This is a genomic window from Alteromonas sp. KUL150, from assembly GCF_009811475.1.
In the GTDB taxonomy this organism is placed as follows: domain Bacteria; phylum Pseudomonadota; class Gammaproteobacteria; order Enterobacterales; family Alteromonadaceae; genus Alteromonas; species Alteromonas gracilis.
This window is the reverse complement of sequence record NZ_BLIJ01000069.1, coordinates 41,309-66,731: the sequence shown is the minus strand read 5'-3', so window position 1 is coordinate 66,731 and position 25,423 is coordinate 41,309. Positions and strand designations below refer to the sequence as shown.

The 25,423-nt window shown below is 44.7% G+C and carries 16 protein-coding genes; 10 read left to right on the top strand and 6 right to left on the bottom strand.

The window, feature by feature from the left end:
- Window positions 1-200: 200 nt before the first annotated feature.
- On the top strand, window positions 201-1,361 hold the full coding sequence (locus GVO62_RS16665) for an iron-containing alcohol dehydrogenase (protein WP_159120212.1): 1,161 nt from the start codon (window positions 201-203) through the stop codon (window positions 1,359-1,361).
- 102 nt (window positions 1,362-1,463) lie between these two features.
- Here the strand turns inward: GVO62_RS16665 and GVO62_RS16660 are convergent, their stop codons facing one another.
- From GVO62_RS16660 to GVO62_RS16645, 4 genes are all read right to left on the bottom strand, one after another.
- Window positions 1,464-2,231, bottom strand: a complete 768-nt coding sequence (locus tag GVO62_RS16660) for a 3-hydroxybutyrate dehydrogenase (protein WP_105931991.1) — start codon at window positions 2,229-2,231, stop codon at window positions 1,464-1,466.
- The gene (locus tag GVO62_RS16655; RefSeq protein WP_373996028.1) at window positions 2,224-3,282 is read right to left on the bottom strand and encodes an extracellular catalytic domain type 2 short-chain-length polyhydroxyalkanoate depolymerase; all 1,059 of its coding nucleotides are present in this window, start codon (window positions 3,280-3,282) and stop codon (window positions 2,224-2,226) included. Before GVO62_RS16655 ends, GVO62_RS16660 begins: the two co-directional genes overlap by 8 nt.
- Window positions 3,282-4,592: an E22 family MetX-like putative esterase gene (locus GVO62_RS16650; protein ID WP_373996027.1), complete on the bottom strand. Its 1,311-nt coding sequence runs from the start codon at window positions 4,590-4,592 to the stop codon at window positions 3,282-3,284. The genes GVO62_RS16655 and GVO62_RS16650 overlap by 1 nt, the downstream gene beginning before the upstream one ends.
- 176 nt (window positions 4,593-4,768) lie before the next feature.
- Window positions 4,769-6,064: a GntP family permease gene (locus GVO62_RS16645; protein WP_159120210.1), complete on the bottom strand. Its 1,296-nt coding sequence runs from the start codon at window positions 6,062-6,064 to the stop codon at window positions 4,769-4,771.
- Window positions 6,065-6,326: 262 nt separating this feature from the next.
- Here GVO62_RS16645 and GVO62_RS16640 point away from each other — a divergent pair, with 262 nt between their 5' ends.
- From GVO62_RS16640 to GVO62_RS16630, 3 genes are all read left to right on the top strand, one after another.
- Window positions 6,327-8,687: a TonB-dependent receptor gene (locus GVO62_RS16640; protein WP_159120209.1), complete on the top strand. Its 2,361-nt coding sequence runs from the start codon at window positions 6,327-6,329 to the stop codon at window positions 8,685-8,687.
- A gap of 178 nt (window positions 8,688-8,865) precedes the next feature.
- On the top strand, window positions 8,866-9,534 hold the full coding sequence (locus GVO62_RS16635; RefSeq protein ID WP_159120208.1) for a response regulator transcription factor: 669 nt from the start codon (window positions 8,866-8,868) through the stop codon (window positions 9,532-9,534).
- 209 nt (window positions 9,535-9,743) lie between these two features.
- Window positions 9,744-10,637 (top strand): aspartyl protease family protein, encoded by an 894-nt coding sequence (locus GVO62_RS16630; protein ID WP_159120207.1) that lies wholly within the window; start codon window positions 9,744-9,746, stop codon window positions 10,635-10,637.
- Between the two features lie 170 nt (window positions 10,638-10,807).
- On the opposite strand, the gene GVO62_RS16625 is transcribed toward GVO62_RS16630, so the two are convergent.
- On the bottom strand, window positions 10,808-14,371 hold the full coding sequence (locus GVO62_RS16625; protein WP_159120206.1) for a PAS domain-containing hybrid sensor histidine kinase/response regulator: 3,564 nt from the start codon (window positions 14,369-14,371) through the stop codon (window positions 10,808-10,810).
- 302 nt (window positions 14,372-14,673) lie between these two features.
- Between GVO62_RS16625 and grpE the strand changes: the two genes are divergently transcribed.
- From grpE to GVO62_RS16595, 6 genes are all read left to right on the top strand, one after another.
- The gene (grpE, locus tag GVO62_RS16620) at window positions 14,674-15,297 is read left to right on the top strand and encodes a nucleotide exchange factor GrpE (RefSeq protein WP_159120205.1); all 624 of its coding nucleotides are present in this window, start codon (window positions 14,674-14,676) and stop codon (window positions 15,295-15,297) included.
- A gap of 116 nt (window positions 15,298-15,413) precedes the next feature.
- On the top strand, window positions 15,414-17,339 hold the full coding sequence (gene dnaK / locus GVO62_RS16615; protein WP_159120204.1) for a molecular chaperone DnaK: 1,926 nt from the start codon (window positions 15,414-15,416) through the stop codon (window positions 17,337-17,339).
- Between the two features lie 204 nt (window positions 17,340-17,543).
- Window positions 17,544-18,677, top strand: coding sequence for a molecular chaperone DnaJ (gene dnaJ, locus GVO62_RS16610; RefSeq protein WP_159120203.1), 1,134 nt, complete (start codon window positions 17,544-17,546; stop codon window positions 18,675-18,677).
- A 466-nt stretch (window positions 18,678-19,143) separates the two neighbouring features.
- Complete coding sequence (locus GVO62_RS16605) at window positions 19,144-19,626, top strand: c-type cytochrome (RefSeq protein ID WP_159120202.1); 483 nt, start codon at window positions 19,144-19,146, stop codon at window positions 19,624-19,626.
- 379 nt (window positions 19,627-20,005) lie between these two features.
- Window positions 20,006-22,576, top strand: a complete 2,571-nt coding sequence (locus GVO62_RS16600) for a GGDEF domain-containing phosphodiesterase (protein ID WP_159120201.1) — start codon at window positions 20,006-20,008, stop codon at window positions 22,574-22,576.
- Window positions 22,577-22,725: 149 nt separating this feature from the next.
- On the top strand, window positions 22,726-24,642 hold the full coding sequence (locus tag GVO62_RS16595; RefSeq protein ID WP_159120200.1) for a propionyl-CoA synthetase: 1,917 nt from the start codon (window positions 22,726-22,728) through the stop codon (window positions 24,640-24,642).
- Window positions 24,643-24,710: 68 nt separating this feature from the next.
- On the opposite strand, the gene GVO62_RS16590 is transcribed toward GVO62_RS16595, so the two are convergent.
- The gene (locus GVO62_RS16590) at window positions 24,711-25,391 is read right to left on the bottom strand and encodes a cytochrome b/b6 domain-containing protein (protein ID WP_159120199.1); all 681 of its coding nucleotides are present in this window, start codon (window positions 25,389-25,391) and stop codon (window positions 24,711-24,713) included.
- Window positions 25,392-25,423 lie beyond the last annotated feature (32 nt).

The following is a 25,423-nucleotide window of genomic DNA, read 5'->3' as shown; positions in this document are numbered from 1 at the left end:
TTTACATAGTCGTAGTTCTATCCAAAAATGACGTTGTTTTAACATCAATTTCACATGTTTGTTGCTTTGCGTACAGCGGTAGGTATGCTGAGAGAAATACTGTCTAAGCGTGCAATGCAAAAGCGCAAGAAGCAATTTCTGTTTATCTTGTAACTCGCTTTACGGTAAGTCACACATCAAATAGTTGCAGCGAGGGAAACATGGCTCATCAAATTATACTGCCAAGAACGATGCAGATAGGCAAAGATGCTAGCAAGCAAATTACGGAAACGTTGGCTAGCTTAAATTGTTCTAAGCCTTTGCTTATTACCGATAACGTGATGGTTGAACTGGGATATGCAGATCGGATAACGAGCTACTTAGCCGAGCACTCCATAGCACTTGATGTTTTTTCTGATACTGTACCTGAACCGACAGTTGCCTCTATATCAGCCGGCGTTGAGGCTTTGCGCGCCAAACCTTACGACTGCATTATTGCGCTTGGCGGCGGCAGTCCAATTGATAGTGCTAAGGCAATTGGTATCTTAGGTAAATACGGTGGCGAGATGCGCGACTATAAGTTCCCCAGAGTGGTGAACGAAGAAGGGCTTCCTTTAATCGCAATTCCCACAACGGCAGGCACCGGCTCTGAGGTGACGCGCTTCACTATCATCACTGATGAACAAACAAGTGAAAAAATGTTGTGTGTGGGCTCAGGGTTTATGCCCACTGCTGCACTTATAGATTTTTCCCTTACTTTGAGTTTGCCTCAACGAGTAACCGCAGACACTGGTATAGATGCGCTCACTCATGCTATTGAAGCTTATGTGAGTCGCAAAGCGAATCTATACAGCGACGCACAGGCACTCTCTGCCATGGCCCTAATTGCGCCGAACTTACGTACCGTATTTGCAGATGGTAAGAACGAGAATGCCCGTGAGGCCATGATGTTGGGGTCTACGCTGGCGGGAATTGCCTTTTCCAACGCATCAGTGGCGCTGGTGCATGGGATGAGTCGCCCCATTGGCGCAGCCTTTCATGTTCCCCATGGGCTTTCAAATGCTATGTTATTGCCTGCTGTTACTGCATTTTCCATTCCTAGCGCTCCCGTGCGTTATGCACAATGTGCTCGCGCGATGGGAATAGCAACACAAGGTGATTCAGACGACTTAGCTAATCAAAAATTAATTGGTGAATTAAAGGCCCTTAACGCCGACCTCCAGGTGCCAACTCCGAAGGATTTTGGAATAGATAAAGAGGCGTTCTTTACGATAACCTCCACCATGGCTGAGCAAGCATTGGCCTCAGGATCACCTGGAAATAACCCGCGTATACCGACCATTGAAGAAATGGTAGCTATCTATATTTCGTTGTGGGACTAGAGAAGTATAACGTTAGTTTAAAGAGCGTATCAGGCTAAATAAAAAGACTGCACAGAACAGTCTTTTTCACTTCTAAAGCCTGTACGTAACAGCACTGCGCACCTATCTTGCCGTCCAACCACCGTCAAGGACCATGGTTTGACCGGTTATATTGCGGGCACTGGGCGACATTAAGAAGTTCGCTGTATCTGCGAGTTCTTCCACACTTACGAATTGCTTTTTGGGCATGGGCTCTAACATTATCTTTGTTATTACCTCTTCTTCGCTCAAATTATTTTCTTTTGCTTGGGCCGCAATTTGCTGTTCTACCAACGGCGTTTTTACATAGGCGGGGCATAGTGTGTTGATGGTCACGTCACAGTCACCGGTTTCAAGAGCAATGGTTTTTGCGAACCCCAAAAGCCCGTGTTTGGCTGCTACATAGGCGGATTTAAAAGGAGAAGCCACAAGAGAATGTATTGAACCTATATTGATTATGCGTCCATAATTTTGCTCGCGCATGGCTGGTAAAAAGGCTTGGGTCAGCAGAGCAGGGCCTACCAGCATAATATTGATCAGCTGCTGCCACTTATCCGCAGGAAAATCCTCAAGGCGAGATACATGCTGTATGCCCGCATTATTGATTAATACATCAACCGTATATTTGCCTAGAGCGTCAGGTAGTGCTGCCACCTGTTTAGCATCGCAAACATCAACGGCAATAGCACTAGCCGAGCCTTCCAAATGGGCAAGCTTAGTTACGGCATCCTTAGCCGCCTGTTCGTTTATATCAGCAATAATAACGTGGTGGCCTTGTCTGATCATAGATTCAGCAATACCGAAACCAATACCGCTGGCGCCACCTGTGATAAATATCGTTCGCTTACTCATCGGCGTTTCCTTTATTGTCCTTCACAGGAAGACGAGTGTTCAGTGAAAATAGCAGCTCTTTAACGGCGGCGATTTGTGCGCCATCCCTGTTAGCGTAATCACTGGACGCGTAGCCCCACCAATCCCAACAACCTTGCGGGTTTAGCGGCATAAACAGCGATTTTTTAGTTTGCGGATAAAGTACGACGATATTGTTGTCATCGGCCCACTCATTTAGCCCTGTTTGAGTTGTGTAGGCGTCGCCAACGGCGTCTGCGTATTGATTACAGCCGTGAAAACTAATGTGTGCTTTACAGGCCTCTCCTTGTGCGCAGCTTTCTGGTATATACACAAAGCCTTCGCTTGCTAAGGTTTTTGCGTTGCTCCCTGCTATTTTTTGCTGGTCTATGGAATGTATTTTCCCAGAAAGTGATTCATCAGGTGTGGTAACGTCTGCAATGAGGTGAGAGAGCAGGGCGCCTGCGGCGTCATAGTCGCAGTTACCAATGAAAGGGCTTTCTGATTTCATGCAGTTTACGCCCTCTTCCTTTGTTGGGAATAAATGCGCCATGGGCTTGTCGTTGATATATGTAATGTTTTGCGTGTCTGTCCATAGTTTGTATTGTTCAAAAAGTAAGTCGCTGACTTTCGCGACCACTCTGGTGTCTTGGGTGCCATGGAAAAGCCAAACTTTCGTATCTTTCATATTATTGAGCGGCGCGATTTTTCCTTCCGACTCATAGTGTTTAGCTTTTTCGTTTAGCGCTTTAATGTCTATTTCGCCCTCAACTTTATTGACACATTGTGCTAGCGCAGTGGTTATGTCTCCTTGAGCACAGAAGTACGGACCTCCGGCGATAACGCCCACGCCTTTCACCCAGTCGCTATGGGCTAACTGGAATTGGGTGGCCATATACCCGCCAGAAGATAGGCCAGACACGGTGACATTTTCTAAATCGAGTGCGAGCTTGGGAATATCGTTGTTAGCAACTGAAGCAGCACTGAACGCAAGCGCGCTAGCACTGAAAAAAGAAAGACACAGAGCCCGGCGTAAATAAAATTGTTTTTTCATCATAAATTTGCTTCCTTTTCATTCTCTAAAAATCGGCGAATGGCCTTTGCCTGAGCGGAAATGTTACTGACGCCTTCTAAGTGTCCTAACTTACCGTTTAGTGTTAAAAGTGTGGAATTCTTGTTCTGTGAGAGTAAGCCTTGGTGGGCATTTTGTGACAAATAAGGCATTAGAAGTAAATCGGTTTCTGCCGGTATAAAAAGTGTTTTTGCTTTTATCGATGCAAGGCTTTGCTTAAGGTTATTATCATGGCCTGCCACAAATAGTTGGCAGGCACGAACCAAGTATAAAAGGTGATTAGCATCCATACTTTCTGCACGGGCTTCAGCGCGTTCACGCAGCCATCTCACAATGCTATGCGACTGTCGAATATCGTCAAGCGGAGCAGATTCAATATTTTTATATCCTAGGTTGCTGCCTTGCTCGTTAAAAAATGTTGGGGTAAGCGCATGTTGGGTGATCAGCATAAGCGAGGCCACCAAGCCTTTAAATGGTCTATCGTTTTCGGTGTAGGCACCGTCGTTCCATTTGCTATCAAGCTTGATGGGATTAGCCCAGTGCTCAAGGGCAGATGTGGTCCAGGCGTCACTTTGTCCAGCCCCGATGACAGAAATCATTCGTTCAACCCAGTCGGGATAGGTACTTGCCCAATCAATGGCTTGCATCGACCCCATAGAAGGCCCGATAACGGCGTAAAGCTTACTAATGCCTAGGCTTTCAAGCAACGCCTTCTGCACGTTAACGAAATCTCGAATGGTGACCACTGGGAAGTCTAAACCATAGGGCTTTCCTGTATCTGGGTTAATTGAAGCAGGCCCTGTAGTAATAACGTTAGGGTCATAAGCGTTTAAATTGGCCAATGTATCTACACTGACAACGTAAAAGCGGTCCGTATCTATTGCTTTTCCTGGACCAATGATGCTGTCCCAATATCCTGTAGCAGCATCATCGGGATTGTATTTTCCAGCTGCATGGGATGAACCTGAAAAATAATGTGTGATAAGAATAACGTTACTTTTATCCTCATTTAACTTTCCGTACGCTTCCCAGCCGACCTTCACATCTTTTATATGCTGGCCACCAAACGTTTTAAAAAGTGGCATTTCAAATACCTGCTTTTTTACTACCAACGGAGATGAAGGTGCCGCTCCTGGTTTTCCGGTATTCTTCGCTTCATTAGCAAGCGACGGAGAACTTAGCACGGTTACTAAAGACAAAACTAAACAAAAACCTAAAGAAAGTCTTAGGTTCAATTTTCTACTAGAAGTAGCATGTTGTTTTATAGAAAAACGGTCTGTTAACTCCATCATAAATGGCAAAATCGAAAGTCTTTGAAACTTGCTATTAATCGATAAGAGCCTCATGGCAAGTTGAGCTATATTTTTTACACACCGACTATTGGCACTCATAGAACCTTTCCTTTTTTGCGTCTGTTGCATAGCGCAGCATATCCAGTGTTTGTTTTTTTCATAACGTTTATGCCACCCTACAAAACGCTAAACAGACCAATGGCCATGGCAAGGCCAATAACCGGTACTACTACAGTCAGCGCGCCAACGGCCCAATAGGCGGCCTGATGGGTTTCATGACATATCGCACGTATGGTAGTTACGACGTAACCATTATGGGGTAGCGAATCTAACGCACCTGACGATATAGAAACAATTCTGTGTAACTGTTCAGGCTCAACGCCTTGGTCAAGATAATGAGGTGCCACTAAGGGAAGGGCGATGGCCTGTCCACCAGATGCGCTGCCGGTTAAGCCAGCAATAACACTAACAGCGATGGCGGCGCCAATTAGCTCGTTTCCAGGAATTTGCGTCATTAATGCAACGGTGGTTTGAAACGCGTCAGTGTTCTTTGCAATTGAGCCAAAACCTACAACTGCTGCAGTATTACCTATCGCAATAAGCGCGCCCGTTGTGCCTGCGTTAATGGCCATTGGTAGACTCTGAAAATGCTTGAAATTAATAGTTAACAAACACAATACGCCACCGCCTAATGCAAGAATAAGCGCCAGTTGCGCGAGTTCTTCATGAAATAAAAAAGAAATAACTAACACCACAACCAGTGGGACAATACCGGTAAGTGGGTGAGGCAGGGCTCTTTCACGCAGTTGCGGATCACTTGCTCTAGCTTCGAAAACCTCGCCATTGTTCACGGCCTTTCTTATCATTTTAGCAAGCCACCAATAGCCAAAACATGCCATAAACATAGCGACAATCAGACTAACTTCCCACGCTGCAAAGGGTGAAGTACCCAAGTACTTTATAGGGATCCAGTTTTGGATTTCAGGTGAGCCCGCAGAGGTCATGGTGAAAGTCACCGATCCGAAGGCCATAGCCGCAGGAATAAAGCGACGGGGTAAGTTGGCATCTTTAAACAAGCTTACGGCCATAGGATAAACAGAGAATGCCACCACGAAAACGCTGACGCCACCATAAGTTAAAATAGCGCAAGCGAGCACAACAGCTAAAACGGCGCGCTTATAGCCAATCTTCGTGATGATCCAGCGAGATACCGCATCGGCGGCCCCAGTGTCCTCCATGAATTTACCAAACAGAGCACCCAGTAAAAACATAAAAAACCAAGAGGCGATAAAGCCTGAGAACCCACTCATATAGGTCTCAACAAAATTTACGTCACCGGTGAATACCCCAATGTTGTTGGTTACAGCGACGACGAGGGCACACAAGGGGGCAGCGATAAACAGGTTCATTCCGCGTATTGTCAAAACAATAAGCAACAACAGACCGCCTACCAAGCCAATCATACTTAACATAATTATTATTCCTTAAAAATCTGTGACCGCAGATGATCCGAAACAGTTAAGTCGATTAGTGATTTGCACACACTCAAAACCGCAAAGTGTATACAAATCAGATAAAAAGCATTCATAACAGACCCAGAGTTTGACGTTACTTTTACCAAAATCCCATAGTACGATGGTACTACATACTATTAACAATTAATTAACTAAAGTGATTTTGACCGTAGGCAATACATCCGGCAGTGATCAGAACTTAGAACAACAAGGACTCACTATGTCTAAATCAACACACACACTAAATTGGGTTTCATCCTACAAAAGAAAATCAAATACATGCGCTGTGGCTAACAGGCCCGCTCGTAGCCTCTGTGCTCTTGCAGTCGCCGGCGTACTTTGCTCTACGCCAGCGTTTGCACAAGAAAATCAATCGCCGACAAGTGATCAGGATGCAGAGAAAGGTAAGTTAGAACGCATCGAAGTCACAGCGCGAAGAACCGTGGAGTCGCTTCAAGAAACACCGGTTGCGATCACGTCCATTGGCGCCGTTGAGCTTGGCGAAAAAGGCATCAGCGTGCTAACCGAAATCCAGCAGTTTTCTCCGAATACCACACTGCAAACAAGCCGCGGAACGAATTCAACGCTTACTGCTTTTATTCGTGGCTTAGGCCAGCAAGATCCGCTATGGGGCTATGAACCAGGGGTTGGGATTTACGTTGATGACGTCTATATTGCGCGTCCTCAAGGTGCGGTACTTGACCTGTTAGATGTGCAAAGAATTGAAGTATTGCGCGGTCCTCAAGGTACGCTATACGGTAAAAATACAATCGGTGGTGCAGTAAAGTATGTGACCAAAGAGATGACCGGCGACACTCAGATGAATGTAGAGGCGACGGTAGGCAGCTATAGTCAGCGTGATATTAAAGTTACCGGTCAAATTCCTCTTATCGAGGATACGGTTTATCTCGGCGTGGGATATGCTAACTTGAACCGCGATGGTTTCGGCGAATACCTGATCAGCGCACTGCCAAATCAAGATAAAGAAAACTACAACAAAGATTTGTGGGCAGCGAGAGTATCTCTTGAAATTCACCCTAGCGAAGATTTATTTTTCCGAATCGGATGGGACAAAACAGAAGACACGTCTAATGCAAAAGGAGGCTACCGCTTAATCCCAAGTATCTTAACCGATGCACCTGTGCCGGATTCAGTGTACGACTCGTATACCAGTCTACCGACGTGGAATAAAGTTGAGCTAGAAGGGTATAACTGGTTAGCGCGCTATAACGTGAATGACAACTTAGAGCTTAAGTATATTGGCTCACATCGAGAAAGTTATTCACCTACCAATATCGATTTTGACAACACGCCGTTGCCCATCTTTGACGTGCCCGCAGAATATGATGACAGCAATGATACCCACGAGCTTCAAGCAAACTATATTGGAGATACTTTTAGTCTTGTGTCGGGATTATATTTCTATGACGGTGAAAGCTGCGGAAACTTTGACGCAATCCTAGGTGTGCTCGGTCAATCATTAGGAGCGCCAGGATTAACCAGGGAAGTGACCGGTTGCAACAACTCAGAAAGCTGGGCCGCTTATGCGCAAATGAGCTATGACGTTACCGACAAGCTATCGCTTTCTTTAGGTGCTCGCTTTACTGATGAAGAAAAGTCAGCCTTCGTAAATAACGGCTTGGTGTTTGACAACGTGTATCCTTATACCGATTGGATTGACGGTTATGTTCGTCCTGATGGGCAGCTTGTCCCTCAAGTACTTGGTACAGATACTAACGGTGATGATGTACTTGATGCGCCTGCGGTGGAAAGCTGGTCGCGATTCACGCCGCGAGTGGGCGTAGAATACCAGATGAACCGAAATACTATGTTCTTTGCCAGCTATTCCCAAGGCTTTAAATCTGGCACATTTAACCCACGCGCTCAAATTAATGAGCCTGGTGTTGAACCAGAGGTAGTAGATAGCTTTGAACTGGGCGTTAAAAGTGACCTAACTGATGCGCTTCGCCTGAACGTAACCTTGTTCTCCTATGATCATAAGGACCGTCAATACATAGGTGTTGAGGGAGATTTGTCTGACCCTACTGCTCTTGATCAGCGCTTACGCAATGCGGCGGAAACTGCGGCAAAAGGTGCAGAATTAGAAATGACATGGGTAGCGTCAGATAACCTACAGTTTGATGTTGCCTATGGCTATATCGACTTTGAGATTAAGAAAAATAACGCCATTCCTCCACTTATCGGTTTGGCAAGCACGCCGGAAAATACGTTTAATTTCAATGCCAACTACTTACTGGAAACAAGCTTTGGGGATGTTACGTTCAACGCCAACTATTATTATCGCGATGACTACCTTATCTTTGAAACCAGCGACCTAATTCAGCAAGATGCCTACGGCATGGTGAACTTAAGCGCCCGCTGGGAAAGTGTTGAAGGCGACTGGTATGCCGGATTACACGTTAAGAATCTGACCGATGAAGAATATCTGGTTGGTGGTTACGACTTTGTCACTCAAGATGGCGAAGGTAACTTTGGTCCCGGCTTAGGCGGTGACACTACGCTTATTGGTTACTATGGCGACCCGCGCACGGTGCACTTGACGGTTGGCTATAGATTCTAGGTAGAGAACTATTTAGATTCACTTGCTATGTCTAGGCCTAAGTGCCTAGGCATGCTTGCTGTAGCTCTTAACGCAGAGATGCTCATGTCATGCGAGTTTTACCTAAGCAATAACGTTAACTTTTTTCACTGGCGTGGTAGTATGCAAATTAACAAGGTAGTTACAAGTTGATAGCATTATGTCTGTAAAAATCCTGATTGCTGACGATCATCCGTTGTTCAGGGCCGCAATGTGTCATGCGCTTAATAGCATCGATCACATTTCGCTTGTAGAAACGTCCACCTTTCCTGATACCCTTAACTGTTTATCGTCAAATAACGATATTGATATACTTTTCCTAGACCTTACCATGCCTGGCAACGAAGGATTAAATGGCCTTGCCGAGGTGCATGCGTTACATCCCGACGTGCTGGTTGTTGTGGTTACTGCGCAGGAAGATTGCGATGTTATGGCTAAGTCGTTTGCGCTAGGTGCAAGCGGTTTTATTCCTAAGTCAGCTTCTGTCGATTGCATTATTGACGCGGTTAATACCGTACTTGATGGTGAGACTTGGGTTCCTGCCACATCACAAATGTCATCAGGCGGGCTGAATACGTCCGCGGGTCTTGATGATAATAGTAGTAGCGGCGACGATGATTTTACTCGACGATTGAAGCAACTCACGCCTCATCAGCTTAAAGTACTTCGCATGGTTTCAGACGGTTTGCTTAATAAGCAGATTGCCTACGAGCTAGCAATTTCAGAGTCCACTGTTAAACAACACGTGTCAGCCGTGTTAAGAAAGCTTGGCGTGATCAATAGAACCAAGGCTGGCATAGCGTTTAAAAATGCAATGCATTTGAATTAAGAGTGTGTGGCTTTCACGTAGTTAAAGCCTCGATAAAATGAGGTGTTAGCTGAATGTACTATAACCGCTTTAGCTAAGCTTATTTTCGAGAGCCTCTTTCTCGATGATTCTCAAAATTTAAAAATGGGGACAGTGTAAATTCGACCTATTTTTATTCTTGTGATAACGTAATGACGAAGGAATAAAATATAAAAATACAAAGGGATATTATGAAGCATTTTCTATTCTTTATTACTTTTCTCGTTACCTCTCACAATGCATTCAGTGCTGTTACGCAGTGGACTGATTTTACGTTAGACAACGGCCATGTATTTCTTCCAATTACCATTGAGGGTATAGAATCGCGGGTAATGCTGGATTCTGGAGCGCAAATAAATAGCATTAATCGCGCGTTTATTGGAAAGCACAATTTAGACTTACATAAAGGCCGACCTGTAAATGTAAGAGGTGTTTACGGCGTTGAAAAAAGAACAGCCTATAACAATGTCGATGTTGAAATTTTTGGTACTACTTTTGAGTTAGATTCATTAGTGGAAACAAACCTTGGCCATCATTCAAATGGTTTACTTCTAGGGGCCGGCTTTTTCAATAGTTTCGTTGTTCAACTAGACTACCCACAAAGAAAAATTCGCCTTGTGACCCGAGATTCGGTCGATATGAGTGAGGTAGCAAACGTGCCTGCAACCACACAAAAAGGGTCAGGTATGCCCATTGCGCAGGTGGATATTAACGGTGTATCCCTATGGCTTCTAATAGATACAGGAAACGCTGGTACGATCCTTATTGACCGTCGCGCTGCATCAAAAGCGGGGTTGCTTGAAAAAGTAGAAGGGGCGAGTACATCATTTGGTGCAAATAGCTCAGGCGTGAACGAATTTGCTATGTCTGATGTAGTAAAATTTGGACCGTTTGAAATTAGTGACGTTAAAGTAAGCTTTCCCGCAGAAGGGCAAACCACTAACTTAGAAAGTCAGTACGAGAGAACGGGCAGTCGAATCGGTGGCAAGCGAGTGGTTGGGCTAATTGGTTATGACCTGCTAAAAGATTTTATTGTGACATTGGATTATCGCTACGGAAAACTTCACATTGACTTGCCTCAATAGCTAAAGCTAAAGCTAAAGCTAAAGCTAAAGCTAAAGCTAAAGCTAAAGACAAACGTTTGGCTACTTATAAAAACTACGGCAAACGACATCGTTTAGTAAACCCTTTTATTGAGTAGCCAATGTCTCTAGACATAATCAACCCCATCGCTCTGCGTTTTTAGCCCGGTAATCTACCAGTGCTCACGAGTAAGAGACTGTTTTAGTAGTCGCTTCAGTGCCGCTGGCTTTAAGGGTTTAGGCAGATAGTTAAATTGATGAGCTGTTGCTTCTTCTCTTATTTCGTTGCTTCTATTTGCGGTAACCAATACCTTTAATGCAAAGCTCACTTCGGCGCGAGACAATGATGTTGCCACATCAAAACCGGTTTCCCCAAAGTTCAGATGATAGTCGGCAATAAGTGCGTCATAGTGTTTTTGTGCAAGGTTCAAGACATCTTTTCTGCAAGTGATTAATGTTGTTCTTGCTCCCCAATCCTTAAGGAGTGTGCACATTGCATTTGCTACTTGCTCATCATTTTCAACAAGAAGAAAGTGGGTGTCAGCTAAAAATAGTTCAGAACTTCTTTTCACGGTACTAAAAGAATATGGCTGAACTAGGCCCGCATGATCAACGCGCGGGTGCGCGTCTATCGTTTTAGCTTTAACGTCCGCTAGGCTACTTTCCTCATTTTCTGCACCAGAAACTACGTGCGTATTATCTTCAGTGCTACTTGCTAAGCCATGGTTGTTAGCATTAATCGAAAAGTTACGAAGGCAAGGCGTTTGCGCTCCACCGGGAGATGGGTTCTTCTGGGGGTGATGCACTCTAGGTACAGTAACGCTAAAACAACTACCTTTATTTGGCGATGATAAAAGCGCCACTTCATGTTCTAGCAATCTGCATATCTTATCGACAATGGTGAGGCCCAACCCGATCCCTTCACCTTTATTATTGCTATCGAGTTGGTGAAACTCACTGAAAATCTCTTGCTGATGATGCTCAGCGATCCCTGAACCCGTATCGTAAACACAAAGCTTTATTGCACGTTTTGTATATGCTAAGTCACTGCGCCTGACCCCAACTAAAACAGAGCCCTTCGTAGTATACCGTACAGCATTAGACAGCAAGTTTTGTATTACTCGACGCAGCAAAGTTTTATCTGAGTACACATACACGTCGCTTTTAACATACCTGAGCGCAACACTTTTTTGATTAGCAATCACGCTAAACTCCTGAACTAACGAAGACAGCATGTCGTCGATAGGGAATATGGTCTTTTGCGGTGTTAATACACCAGCATCTAACTTGGTAATATCAAGCAGCATCGAAAGTAAACATTGCGCATTATCCAGCGAATTTACGACGCCCTCTGATAGCACAGCCAGCTCGCTGCCTTGCGTTTTTTTACTTAGCATACTGGCAAACAGTGTTGCGGCATTGAAGGGCTGCATGAGGTCGTGCCCGGCCGCTGCCAAAAATTTGGTTTTACTCTCATTAGCTTTATCAGCTTGGCTTTTTGCGTCTTCTAATTCGGCAGTGCGTAGCGCAACCCTTTCTTCTAAGTCTTCTTTTGCGCTTTCTAGTTCTTTTTGTATTGCCATGTACTCAGTAATATCGCTATAAGTGGTTACATAGCCGCCGCCAGGAAGCGGGGCACCATTTAGCTCTATAACTTTTCCGTCAGGCTGCTTGCGAATATGCTTGTGGCGGGTACCCTCACGCATATAGCTCACCCGTTTATTAATAGATGAGGGGCTGAATAACCCTCGCTTGGCGTTGAAGTTGAGTATTTCAGTGATAGACATGCCTGCTTTGAGAAATCCCTTGGGATAGGCAAAAAGCTCTACGTATCTGTCATTCCATGCCAGCAACTGTAGTTTGTCATCAAGTACACTTATACCTTGCTCGATATTTTGCACAGACGATTGAAGTACTTCATGGTTGAATTGAAACGATTGGGACGCTTCTTCTACCCAATCAACCAGTTCAGGCAAGCTATCACTGCCGGTATCAGCTATCGCGCCCAATAATATTCGCGCACTCGGTGCTCCTACCTGGGCGGCAAGGAGTTTGTTCACTCTGTTAATAAGAGCCTGACTGGCATATCCGCTGCTTGCGGCGCGGTTAACATCCACAGAAAGTTGCTGCACAAGTTGACTGTGAGTACCGGTATCGAGAACACGCTCGGTAAGCGCTATTAAGTCACGGACTTTTACCAGTAGATGAGGAGCACCGTCATGTGGTGTTTCTACATTATTCTCGTTAGCGCCTCGTTTTGATGTGATCAGCGCTACTGCAATAAAGGTTATGCAGTTGGCCATTAATGAATAAGCAAATCCAAGGCCTAAAGCTTGGTCAGTAGGTACTGGGTTAAAATAGTAGCTAGACATTAAACTGGGGTAGAGCAGAAATACAGCCCAACAAATAAAGCCTACTACCAATGCGCAAATAGCTGCAGCTTTCGTACTCCGTTGCCAGTAAATACCAAACATAAGTGCAGGCATAGATTGCCCCAATAAAGCAATGGCAATTACGCCGCTTTTCACCAAAGGCGCAGCTTGGCTAATATTTAAGTGATACCACAGTGCGATGCTAAGTACGATTAAAACGGTAAGCCGCCGGATTGAAAGAATGTTGCTCGGCTCCATAGAGCGGTTAGGTGATGTTTTCAGTCGCGCCTTTAGCCAAAGTGGCGTGACCACATTATTGGAAATCATGATCCCTAGGGCTAAGGTAGCTACAATTACCATGCTGGTGGTAGCCGATAACCCCCCAATAAAAGCAAAGCCGGAAAGAGCAATGTTGTCGGTCGATAGGGGCAGGGCAAGTACGTAGGCATCTGAACTTGTTGTTGATGGAAGCAGCATTTTGCCGGCAAGGGCGATGGGGATAACAAACAACGTCATACCGAGTAGATAGAGTGGGAACAACCACCTTGCAGTACGAAGCTCGCTCTCACCGTTTTGCTCGACAAAATTCATATGAAACTGCCTAGGTAGTACGAACATGGAACAAACGCCAAGAACTACATGTGATGCATAAACCCAGGGTGCGCTATCAGCGTAAATGACATCCCTGGCACTGTCATTTGACGAGGCGTTAGAAACTAAATCTAAGACGCCATCGAATAAAAAGAAGCAAACAAAAACGCCTACTGCCAAAAGCGCCACAAGCTTTATCACCGACTCGAAAGCAATGGTTAGAAGTAATCCAGGATGCTTTTCCGTCAAGTTTAGCGTACGCGTACCAAAAGTTATGGCAAATATGGCCAGTAAACTTGCTACGTAAATACTCAACCAAGGTGTGCTTGATTGTGGCTCTGCGGTAAGCAAATTTATTGATTTCGTAATGGCGTCTAACTGCAATGCTATATAGGGCACAACACCAAAAAAGCATAGCAACGTGATAAGTGCGGCGATTAGATGAGAGTGTTGGTACTTGAGTGAGATGAGGTCTGCTAGCGAACTAATGTTGTGCTGCTGACATAATCGACTTATATGAAGCACTACAGGAAAGGCAAATGCCATGGTGAGCATAATGCCTAAATAGGTGGGAATAACTGCCCAGCCATATTGGGCAGCCTGCGACGTGGTGCCGAAAAAAGCCCAAGATGTACAGTGTACGCCAAGTCCTAGGCTATAAAGCACAGGGTGCTGCCGATTATCGCGTAAATGCCTGTCGCCCCAAAATGCTAAAGCGAAAAGCGCGAGAAGGTAAAAACCGACAATAGTGCCAACCGTCCAGATACTCAGCATAGGTATTCCGTGTAATAGATAGTCCGTGTAGCTGCACGCATTTATTATCGTGCGATAAAGGGCGTTTTTTTAATAGTTTACATTAACATGGAATTTACAGGCGTCACATCTTCATTTATGAATCACGATTTACTAGACCTAAAGCGTCACTTTCAAAGATTTTAAAAAATCATCCACAAAAAATGTGTGGATACCCTTGATCACCTTAAAACTAGCCCCATAACTAAGCGCAACAAAGTTATTCCCAGTAATTTTAGTGTTATTGGGCATCGCCTAATTTAGAAAAACGTTTGGAGGTAGGCATGAGCGATAATCGCGACGTGCAGGCAGAACAAGAAAATACAGTAGATGAAACTGTAATTAATGCTGATGAAGCGCAGGTAGAAGCATCAGAAACAGAAGGTTTGGAGCTAGACGAAAATGCGCAGCGCATTTACGAACTAGAAACCGCACTTTCTGAGGCGCAAGCAACCATTAAAGAACAGCAGGATGGTGTACTTCGAGCGCGCGCAGATGCTGATAACGCACGTCGTCGCGCTGAAGGCGAAGTAGAAAAAGCTCGTAAATTTGCGCTTGAACGTTTTGCTGGCGAACTGCTTCCGGTTATCGATAACTTAGAGCGCGCCATCGAAATGACCGATGGTGACAATGAAGCTGTGAAGCCGCTATTAGAAGGTGTGGAAATGACCCACAAAACTTTCTTAAGCACTATTGAGAAATTTGGATTAAGCCTTATTAATCCGCAGGGCGAAACCTTTAACCCTGATTTACATCAGGCCATGTCTATGCAAGAAAGTGCAGATCACGAGCCAAATACAGTAATGGCGGTTATGCAGAAAGGTTATCAAATTAATGGTCGTTTGCTACGTCCTGCCATGGTTATGGTATCGCGTGCGCCAAGCGGCGGTGTGGATACGCAGGCCTAAAACGCTTTTTGCGACGAACACACAAAAATGCCAGTTTTTTTACTGGCATCTATTGAAAATACGGGGAATAACCCCACTAAAAGTACAGTATTAAGAAAATCATTCGGAGACACGAAATGGGTAGAATCATTGGTATCGATTTAGGTACAACGAATTCATGTGTCGCAGTTCTAGACGGCGACAAACCTCGCGTAATTGAAAACGCGGAAGGCGATCGTACAACCCCTTCAATCATCGCTTACACAAACGATGGTGAAACACTTGTAGGTCAATCAGCGAAGCGTCAGGCGGTAACTAACCCGACCAACACTTTATTCGCAATTAAGCGTCTAATTGGTCGTCGCTTCCAAGACAAAGAAGTACAGCGCGACATCGACATCATGCCTTTCAAAATTGTAGGTGCTGATAATGGTGATGCGTGGGTAGAAGCAAAAGGCGAAAAAATGGCGCCTCCTCAGATTTCTGCTGAAGTACTTAAGAAAATGAAAAAGACCGCTGAAGACTACCTTGGCGAAGAAGTAACTGGCGCAGTTATTACTGTTCCTGCTTACTTCAACGATTCTCAGCGTCAAGCAACAAAAGACGCGGGCCGCATCGCAGGTCTGGAAGTTAAGCGTATCATCAACGAGCCTACTGCTGCTGCTCTTGCCTATGGTATGGACAAGAAGCAAGGCGACAACGTTGTTGCAGTTTACGATTTAGGTGGTGGTACCTTCGATATCTCTATCATCGAAATCGATGAAGTAGACGGCGAGCACACGTTTGAAGTATTAGCGACTAACGGTGACACACACCTTGGTGGTGAAGACTTCGACAACCGTGTTATTAATTACTTGGTTGAAGAGTTTAAGAAAGACCAAGGCATCGATCTTCGTAAAGACCCGCTTGCTATGCAGCGTCTTAAAGAAGCCGGTGAAAAAGCGAAGATTGAACTTTCTTCTTCACAACAGACTGAAGTTAACCTGCCTTACATCACTGCTGATGCAACAGGTCCTAAGCACTTAGCGATTAAGCTTACTCGTGCAAAACTTGAGTCATTAGTTGAAGATCTAGTTAAGAACTCGCTTAACCCACTTAAGCAAGCACTAGCTGACTCAGATCTATCTGTAGGCGACATCAACGACATCATCCTTGTTGGTGGTCAAACGCGTATGCCGCTTGTACAGAAGTATGTAACTGAGTTCTTCGGCAAAGAGCCACGCAAAGACGTTAACCCTGATGAAGCGGTAGCAGTAGGTGCAGCAATCCAAGGTGGTGTACTTTCTGGAGATGTTAAAGATGTACTACTTCTGGACGTTACGCCTCTGTCTCTAGGTATCGAGACAATGGGTGGCGTAATGACTGCGCTAATCGAGAAAAACACGACGATTCCAACGAAGAAGTCACAAACCTTCTCGACGGCAGAAGACAATCAGTCTGCGGTGACAGTACACGTACTACAGGGTGAGCGTAAACAGTCAAGCGGTAACAAGTCTCTTGGTCAGTTCAACCTTGAAGGAATTCGTCCAGCAGCGCGCGGTGTACCGCAAATCGAAGTAACCTTCGACCTAGATGCTGACGGTATCCTACACGTGTCTGCGAAAGATAAAGACACAGGTAAAGAGCAGAAGATCACTATCAAAGCTTCTTCAGGCCTAAGCGATGAAGAAGTAGAAAAAATGGTAGCTGACGCGGAAGCGAATAAAGAAGCTGATAAGAAGTTTGAAGAGCTAATTCAAGCGCGTAACCAAGCTGATGGTATGGTTCATGCCACACGTAAACAGCTTGAAGAAGTTGGCGATGCACTAAGTGCAGAAGATAAAGCTCCAATTGAAGAAGCACTTACTGCACTTGAAACTGCAGTTAAAGGCGAAGACAAAGCAGAAATCGAAGCAAAAACGCAAGAACTTATTCAAGCGTCTAGCAAGCTGATGGAAGCGGCGCAAGCTCAACAAGCAGCAACTGGTGGCGCGGAAGGTGCTGAGCAGCAAGCTTCTGGTAAAGCTGACGACGACGTTGTTGACGCAGAATTTGAAGAAGTGAAAGACGACGATAAAAAATAAACTGTTGTGATTAGCCCGGCGCGCCGGGCTGTGTAAGCAGTTCAGGCGCAACAGGACATTCTTGTTGCGCCTTTGTTGTGTAAATAACTTGGTGTAAATAGCCTAGGGTTATTGAGAACTTAATCAGGTTATTTTCACAACAGTCAGATGTAGATTCGACAAGCATTATAAGCTTGTCGACAAAAAGTAGGATATGTAAACGATATGTCGAAACGAGACTACTACGAAGTACTCGGGGTAGATAAAAGCGCAGGCGAACGCGAAATTAAAAAAGCGTACAAAAAGCTCGCGATGAAGTATCACCCTGACCGTACGCAAGGCGATAAAGGCCTGGAAGATAAATTTAAAGAAATCCAGGAAGCCTACGAAATTCTGTCAGATTCGCAGAAGCGTGCTGCATACGACCAATACGGCCACGCGGGTGTTGATCCAAACCGCGGTGGTGGCGGCTTCGGTGGTGGTGCCGACTTCGGCGATATTTTTGGTGATGTATTTGGCGACATTTTTGGCGGTGGCGGTCGCGGTGGACGTCAGTCTCGCGCGCGTCAAGGTTCAGACCTTCGCTATAACTTAGAACTAAGTCTTGAAGAAGCGGTTCGCGGTAAGAGCGTAGATATTCGCGTACCGACTTTGGTTGAGTGTGACGTGTGCGATGGCTCTGGTGCGAAAAAAGGCTCTTCACCTAAGACCTGTCCAACCTGTCATGGCAACGGCCAAGTTCAAATGCGCCAAGGTTTCTTTGCTGTGCAGCAAACCTGTCCGACATGTTCGGGCAAGGGCAAGATTATTGAAGACCCTTGTAACAGCTGTCACGGTCATGGTCGTAAAGAAAAGACCAAAACCCTTAACGTTAAGATTCCAGCAGGCGTAGACACAGGCGACCGTATCCGTCTTTCTGGTGAAGGCGAAGCGGGTGAAAACGGTGCGCCGGCAGGCGACTTGTACGTTCAGGTTCACGTGCGTGAGCATGAGATCTTTAAGCGCGACGGCAACAACCTATACTGCGAAGTTCCTTTAAGCTTTACGACAGCTGCACTAGGCGGTGAGCTAGAAGTACCAACGTTAGATGGTAAGGTGAAGCTGAAGATTAGCGCCGAAACGCAGACTGGCCGTATGTTCCGTTTACGCGGCAAAGGCGTTAAGTCTGTTCGAAGCGGCGCCATGGGCGACTTAATGTGTAAAGTTGTGGTTGAAACGCCAGTAAACTTGTCATCGCGCCAAAAAGAGCTATTGCAAGAGTTAGAAGAGTCTATGGGCAAAGCGTCAAGCAAGCACAGCCCTAAAGCGCAAGGCTTCTTCGACGGCGTCAAAAAATTCTTTGATGACTTAACTAACTAATTAGATATGCGATTATCATTGGTTCTATTTTAAAGCCCTCATTCAGAGGGCTTTTTTATGCCTACAAAGTCGTTCACCAAGCTAAAATTTTGTTGCGAGCAAATACGAATGACTGTCCGAAACTGCCCTTCGATTTGATGGGTAAGTGTCTGTCCAGAACTGCGCTGCACCAAGCTAAAACTTTGTTGCGAGCAAATTTGAATGACTGTCCGAAACTGTCTGAATGACTGTCCGAAACTGTCCTTCGATTTAATGGGGAAGTGTCTGTCCGAAACTTCGCTGTGGTGGGACTTTGCAGATGTTCTTTATGTGTCTTAGATTGGGATTAATCTCTCCACTACGTCAATTCACCGTTATATTTCTTGCGCTGGCACAAACTATTCGTCACGATAGACTTATAAGTAAAAGATTAGATATTTGCATACGAATTTTGTAGATATAACCAACTCAAACAAAGGGAACAGGCATGAAATTTTTCAATAAAGCGATTATCGCTGTGGCAACGGCGGGTGTGGTAGTGTCAACATCAGTAGCAGCTGATGTGACAGAGGCGTCTTCAGAAAAACACGCTAAAGCGGCTACGCAGTACCGTCAAGCAGTGTTTCAGCTGGTACGCAGCAATATGGGGCCGCTTGGTGGAATGGCAAAAGGCGCGCTACCGTTTGATGAAAGCGTTATGGAAACCAACGCAGTACGTCTAGAGCAGCTTGCTGATATGATGGGTGATTACCTTTCCGTTGATACACGTAAGTTTGACGTTGAAACCGGTGCGAAAGATACAATTTGGGACAATTTCTCAGATGTTGAAACAAAAGTGATGGCGCTTAAAACTGCAGCACAAGGCTTACAAGCGGCAGTTAAAGCGGGCGATGAAAGTGCGTATCGCGGTGCTATTGGAAAAATAGGCGCAAGCTGTAAATCGTGTCACGACGATTATAAAAAAGATTAAGCAATCAAATATCTTAAAGGCGCTTCTTTTTTCCATTTCATTTTTTCTCTTATAGCGTGGAACAGTGGAGCGCCTTTTCAGTAAATAGTCCTTACTTCTTCTCTTAATAACTTCGCCTAATGTCTGAGCATTTATTTACGTGAAATTGCTGGAATAATATACGGTAGTTGGCTATATTTCAGAACATGTCAACACTTCGCTTGTCACTAAAAACAGTTAATGTAGCAATTAGAATTTTGATAAAACCTTTCATAAAGGTGAATTAAAACATACGCTACACAGGTAAATAGAAGGTACACAAGGAATGCTGCCTTTACTCTACTAACATCATGTGATGTCACTATTTTTAAATTAATGGATTATTAAAAGGCTTGCTTAGATGGATTTACGCAGTGAACGCATGTTATCGACAGTACGAACCACGCAGCACAACTTCGCTGCGCTTCTCACTGAGAACAAAACCAAAGCGCATGCCCTTTGCATTTTATTAGCTTCAATAAATCAAAATAGCGGTCGAGCTACGATTGTCGCAAGCGATACAAATCATTCATTAGATGATGCCCAAAGCATTGTGTTTCCCTCTCACGTTTTGCTTATGCTTCCACTTACGCACTTGAGTGCGCCTATTCCATGCAGCGAATTTGAGTTACCAGACTCCCTTAAGCAATATTGCAACCACCATATTGTGGTGGCAATGATACGTGATGTTCAAGGTGAGGTGATAGGCGTTTTACTTACCTTTGTGCAGCACAATGTGCTGAATGCCCGACAACACGCGCTTATTGATATCACGCGGCAAAAAGTAGAGGTGAGTTATCAGTATGAGCTAGTAAGACACCCTTACTCCGATAAACTGTCTGAGCAGCTGTCCCTTTTAGAAAAAGTGAGTTCAATCTCTAAGGTGGGCGCGTGGGAGATTGATAGGTTTGCAGGGAATTTTTCCTCAACTGCGGTCATGAAACAGTTCTTGGGCTTGCCACAGATTAGAAATGTCAGCCTCCGTGAAGTCCTTTCGATGATAGCGCCGAGCGATAAGGTAACGCTAAAGCGTAAAATAATAAAAGCGTTGAAGGGTGACCGTCAGTTTTCCATGCACTTTAACTTCCGAGATAACCAAGGCCAAACAAAAAGTATTAAGCTTTCTGTATTTCTACAAATTGAAAAAAGTAAACGCCAAGGCTTAAAGATAGCACGCATCTATGGCACGGCCCAGGATGAAACTGATATTCAACGACTTTCGGAGTCGCAACATAACTATACGAATTACCTGGCCACATTGTTAAACAGTGTTGATAGCGTAGTGTTATGTATAGATGAAAATGGGACTATTTTGTCAGCCAATGATCATCTTTCTAGCGTTTTAGGTTTCGAACCTGACGAGTTGATAGGGCAAGACGTAAGATTGATTTCCACAAAAGTGCAAAATAGCGATAGCCTCTCTTTGTTTTCGAATCTTAGTGCAGTTTTTAAAACCTGTGCTGAAAAACGAGATGTAAGGGAATGCTTGCGGCATAAGAGTGGCAAGCGCGTTTCATGTGAGGTGAGCTTAAAGCCTTGTATCATTGATGGGCAGCGGCTTATGGTGGCTTCCATTAGAGATGTGTCATCCCATTACCTCGAGTTGGAGCACTTTAAGCAACTTGCGCTAACAGACGCGGTAACAGGTCTTCCTAATCAACATCAATTTGAGCGTTATCTTGGCGAGAAAGGGCGCCTAACTAGTTCATCTGAGCCTCTTTCGTTGTTTATGTGCGTAAATATTTGCAACTTTAACGAGTATGAAGAAGCATTTGGAGAGCCAACTATTGATTACATATCACGTATTTTAGCCAGCCGTTTCGTTCGAGTATTCGAAGATAAAGGCTGTTATAAAGCGCGTGTATTCAAATGCAGTAGGGGCGCATTTTTTCTTCACATCGACCAGTGTTTCAGCGAAGAAGCAGATGCGATAAGGGTTGCAAAAAGCTACGCCAACCAGCTGCAAGAGCACGTTCTGCTGCCAATCACGCTTCACAACAGCCTTCTAACAATAGAAACTCAAACAATTAGCTGTACTTTGCCTACTACGCATTTTTCGTTTAAAAAAATACGTGAGACGTTGGCGCATAAACCTCGGCGCGTAATTAGCGACCAACCACCGAGTGCAAATGATTATATTCATATCAAAGCAAGCGATGTCGAACGTTACAGCTACGTGAAGCGTTCATTGGGAAGAGCGATCTCCAATGACGAGCTATTTATCGAGTTACAACCTCAATATGATGGGCTAAATAATGTTATCAGCTCTGAAGTACTATTAAGGTGGAACCACCCACATCTCGGCGTAGTTAACCCCGCTGAATTCATTCCAATTGCAGAAGAGAATGAATACATTGCTGAATTTGGCTTATGGGTTTGCAATGAAGCATGTAAGTTATTAAAAGATTGTCAATCCCAGCACATCGACACCAAGTTATCCATTAATATCAGCGCTAAGCATTTGGCGAGAGCTGATTTCGTCGGCAAGTTTTTAGCGATCGTAAACAAATGGCAAGTACCGCACGAAAGTTTAACGCTGGAATTGACAGAAGGCGCGCTAATAAGGGGGGTAAGTATCATTCAGTATCGTGTAAGAGAGCTTGCTGAACAAGGTTTTTCCCTATCAATCGACGATTTTGGAATAGGAGAATCAAACCTTAATTATCTTCAAGATTTACCTATTAAAGAGTTGAAGGTTGATAAGGTGTTTATTGAAGCGATGGAAGGTTCAGAACAGAAAACACTTTTAGTAACAAGTATTTGCAATATGGCCAAAGCACTCCATTTAAATACAGTAGCAGAGGGCATTGAAACTACTCAGCAACTCGACCAAGCTAAAGCGTGCGGTTGCAGTGCTTTTCAAGGTTTTTATCTTGACAAGCCCATGAGCATTAGCGATTGGCGTGACAAGTTAGGGCATAATTCGCAATAGCGTTATATGTAAATATTTCGCGCTCAGTTTGAAAGTAAAATTTTAATATTATGTAAATCATGTGGTTATGAAGTCTACGCCTGAAGTCTTATAACCATATTGTCGTGAACTGAAGTAGGTTGAACATAAACCCTACTCAGGACATGGTTATGACTTATAAAAATGAATACATTGCCTCTACACAGCATCCCGATGAGTTTTGGTTACAACAGGCTAGCAACATTGCTTGGTTCGAGCCTCCCTCAAAAGGCTGCCAAGCGACAGATAATGGCTATTATGACTGGTTTCGGGGAGGTCAACTCAACACATCGTACCTAGCGCTAGATCATCATGTAAAAAATGGGCGAGGTGAAAAGACGGCCCTGATATATGATTCGCCGGTCACACAGACAACGCAATACTTTACTTACAATGAATTACTTTCACAGGTTACTGCATTCGCGGGCGGACTTTCGACCTTGGGTGTGTCAAAGGGAGATAGGGTCATTATTTATATGCCTATGATCCCTCAAGCAGCAATTGCCATGCTAGCTTGTGCCCGTCTTGGTGCAATTCACTCGGTTGTCTTTGGCGGTTTTGCCGCGAATGAACTTGCCGTGCGAATTGATGATGCAAAACCCAAAGTCATTGTAACCGCATCTTGTGGCATCGAAGGAACTAAAATACTTCCTTACAAACCTCTTGTTGATGAAGCCGTATCGTTAGCCAGCCATAAGCCTAGCGCTTGTGTTTTGTTTCAGCGAGAGCAGCTAACGGCAAAAGTAGACGAGGAGACCGACCATGACTGGAATACATTGGTAGAAAATAGTACACCAGCCGCGCCCGTCGCGGTTGACGCCACCGACCCACTTTATGTGCTTTATACCTCGGGAACTACCGGCAAGCCAAAAGGTGTGGTGAGGGATAATGGCGGGCATGCTGTCGCGCTTCACTATTCTATGGGATCTATCTACGGCATTAGTGAGGACGATGTATTTTGGGCAGCGTCAGATGTAGGCTGGGTTGTGGGCCATTCCTACATTGTTTACGCACCGCTGATTAAAGGCGCTACTACTGTGCTTTATGAGGGAAAACCTGTGGGCACACCTGATGCTGGTGCGTTTTGGCGTATGATTGAAAACCATAAAATCAATGTGCTTTTTGCTGCCCCCACAGCGTTTAGAGCAATCAGGAAAGTAGATCCAGATGCTGAGTTTTTTTCCAAATATGATACATCTAGCCTACGAACATTGTTTATGGCAGGTGAGCGACTAGATCCTCCTACCTATTATTGGGCACTTGAAAAAATAGGTGTACCAGTCATCGATCACTGGTGGCAGACAGAAACCGGTTGGCCCATTTGTTCTAACCCAATGGGGTTGGAACCCATGGACACCAAGCCCGGTTCTTCAAGTGTTCCTACGCCTGGCTTTAATGTAAAAGTTTTAAAAGGCCCCAATGAAGAACAAACAACGGGAGAAAAGGGGGCGATAGCAATCAAATTACCGCTACCTCCGGGCTGCTTATCAACAATCTGGCAAGATCATCAGCGTTTTAAGGACGGCTATTTACGTGAGTTTGATGGGTACTACAGCACTGGCGATAATGGCTATGTGGACGAAGATGGTTATGTGTTCATAATGGGGCGCACTGATGACGTCATTAACGTCGCAGGGCACCGGCTTTCAACAGGAGAGATGGAAGAGGTGTTAGCTGCACACCCTGCCGTCGCCGAGTGCAGTGTGATTGGTGTTAACGATGCACTCAAAGGTCAACTACCAGTTGGGTTAGTATTGTTAAAAGATGGGGTTTCAGTTGATGAAAAAGAATTGGAGAAAGCCCTAGTTCAGCGTGTACGTGACGCCATTGGCCCTGTAGCGTGCTTTAAACGAGCTATTGTTGTGGAGCGACTACCTAAAACTCGCTCAGGTAAAATTCTACGAAAATTGCTCCGTCAAATTGCAGCGAACGAGACAGTATCTGTGCCATCGACGATTGATGATCCCGCCAGCGTAAAAGAAATTGAATCCTTAATGCGTCAAAAAGGTTTGGTTGAAGTACCAAACTCACTTAATTGTGAAGCTTAGTTTTTAACTGCTGAAGTGGGGATGGCTTGGGCCTGTGGACGCTATGTCTGAGGCCCTTGAACGCCAAGCTAATAATATTCTTCTATTTCTGGAGTTGGCGGATAAACTTCAATTGCTACATATACAATAGCTGCGGCGAGTAATGCGACGACAAGTGCGCTAATTAATCGAGAGCCAGTAATGCCCACTGTTTTTGATACCTTTTTCCCATGTACCATAGCAGGCACTAATTTTTGCTTTTTATAAATGCCGTAAAAAACGACTGCAGCAATGTGCAGAGTAATAACATAAAGCAATAAGTCGAAAGTAAGGTGGTGAAGAGAATTCATCAGCGCTAGTGTTTGTTCATCTGCCAGCGGTCGATAGGGGCCATCTAGAAATATATCGTCCGTCATAAACAAGCCAGAAATTGCTTGAACCGCTACTAAAACGAGCATTATGACAACAAACCAGCCTCCTAGTGGATTGTGCCCGATTGAAGGCATTGAGTCTTTATCAAACAAGGTTTTCATGTAGCGGATTACTTTTCGCGGACCTGTAACAAAGCTGCTGAATCTAGCGTACTGCGTTCCTACAAAACCCCATATAATCCTGAAGATAACCAGGAATAGGGTGAAATATCCAATATAGAAATGCCACTGGATTGCATTTTCTAACCACTCGGCTGTTGCATACTGGGCCAAGAGACTTGAAACAAGAAGCCAATGAAAAACGCGGGTGGGAATATCCCAAACGAGTACTTTCTGCATAGTATTTTTATTTACGTTGAAAATAGTAATAA

Coding starts and splice junctions, on each gene's coding strand:
- GVO62_RS16665 (WP_159120212.1), top strand. CDS start 201: ATGGCTCATCAAATTATACTGCCAAGAACGATGCAGATAGGCAAAGAT.
- GVO62_RS16660 (WP_105931991.1), bottom strand. CDS start 2,231: ATGAGTAAGCGAACGATATTTATCACAGGTGGCGCCAGCGGTATTGGT.
- GVO62_RS16655 (WP_373996028.1), bottom strand. CDS start 3,282: ATGAAAAAACAATTTTATTTACGCCGGGCTCTGTGTCTTTCTTTTTTC.
- GVO62_RS16650 (WP_373996027.1), bottom strand. CDS start 4,592: ATGATGGAGTTAACAGACCGTTTTTCTATAAAACAACATGCTACTTCT.
- GVO62_RS16645 (WP_159120210.1), bottom strand. CDS start 6,064: ATGTTAAGTATGATTGGCTTGGTAGGCGGTCTGTTGTTGCTTATTGTT.
- GVO62_RS16640 (WP_159120209.1), top strand. CDS start 6,327: ATGTCTAAATCAACACACACACTAAATTGGGTTTCATCCTACAAAAGA.
- GVO62_RS16635 (WP_159120208.1), top strand. CDS start 8,866: ATGTCTGTAAAAATCCTGATTGCTGACGATCATCCGTTGTTCAGGGCC.
- GVO62_RS16630 (WP_159120207.1), top strand. CDS start 9,744: ATGAAGCATTTTCTATTCTTTATTACTTTTCTCGTTACCTCTCACAAT.
- GVO62_RS16625 (WP_159120206.1), bottom strand. CDS start 14,371: ATGCTGAGTATCTGGACGGTTGGCACTATTGTCGGTTTTTACCTTCTC.
- grpE (WP_159120205.1), top strand. CDS start 14,674: ATGAGCGATAATCGCGACGTGCAGGCAGAACAAGAAAATACAGTAGAT.
- dnaK (WP_159120204.1), top strand. CDS start 15,414: ATGGGTAGAATCATTGGTATCGATTTAGGTACAACGAATTCATGTGTC.
- dnaJ (WP_159120203.1), top strand. CDS start 17,544: ATGTCGAAACGAGACTACTACGAAGTACTCGGGGTAGATAAAAGCGCA.
- GVO62_RS16605 (WP_159120202.1), top strand. CDS start 19,144: ATGAAATTTTTCAATAAAGCGATTATCGCTGTGGCAACGGCGGGTGTG.
- GVO62_RS16600 (WP_159120201.1), top strand. CDS start 20,006: ATGGATTTACGCAGTGAACGCATGTTATCGACAGTACGAACCACGCAG.
- GVO62_RS16595 (WP_159120200.1), top strand. CDS start 22,726: ATGACTTATAAAAATGAATACATTGCCTCTACACAGCATCCCGATGAG.
- GVO62_RS16590 (WP_159120199.1), bottom strand. CDS start 25,391: ATGCAGAAAGTACTCGTTTGGGATATTCCCACCCGCGTTTTTCATTGG.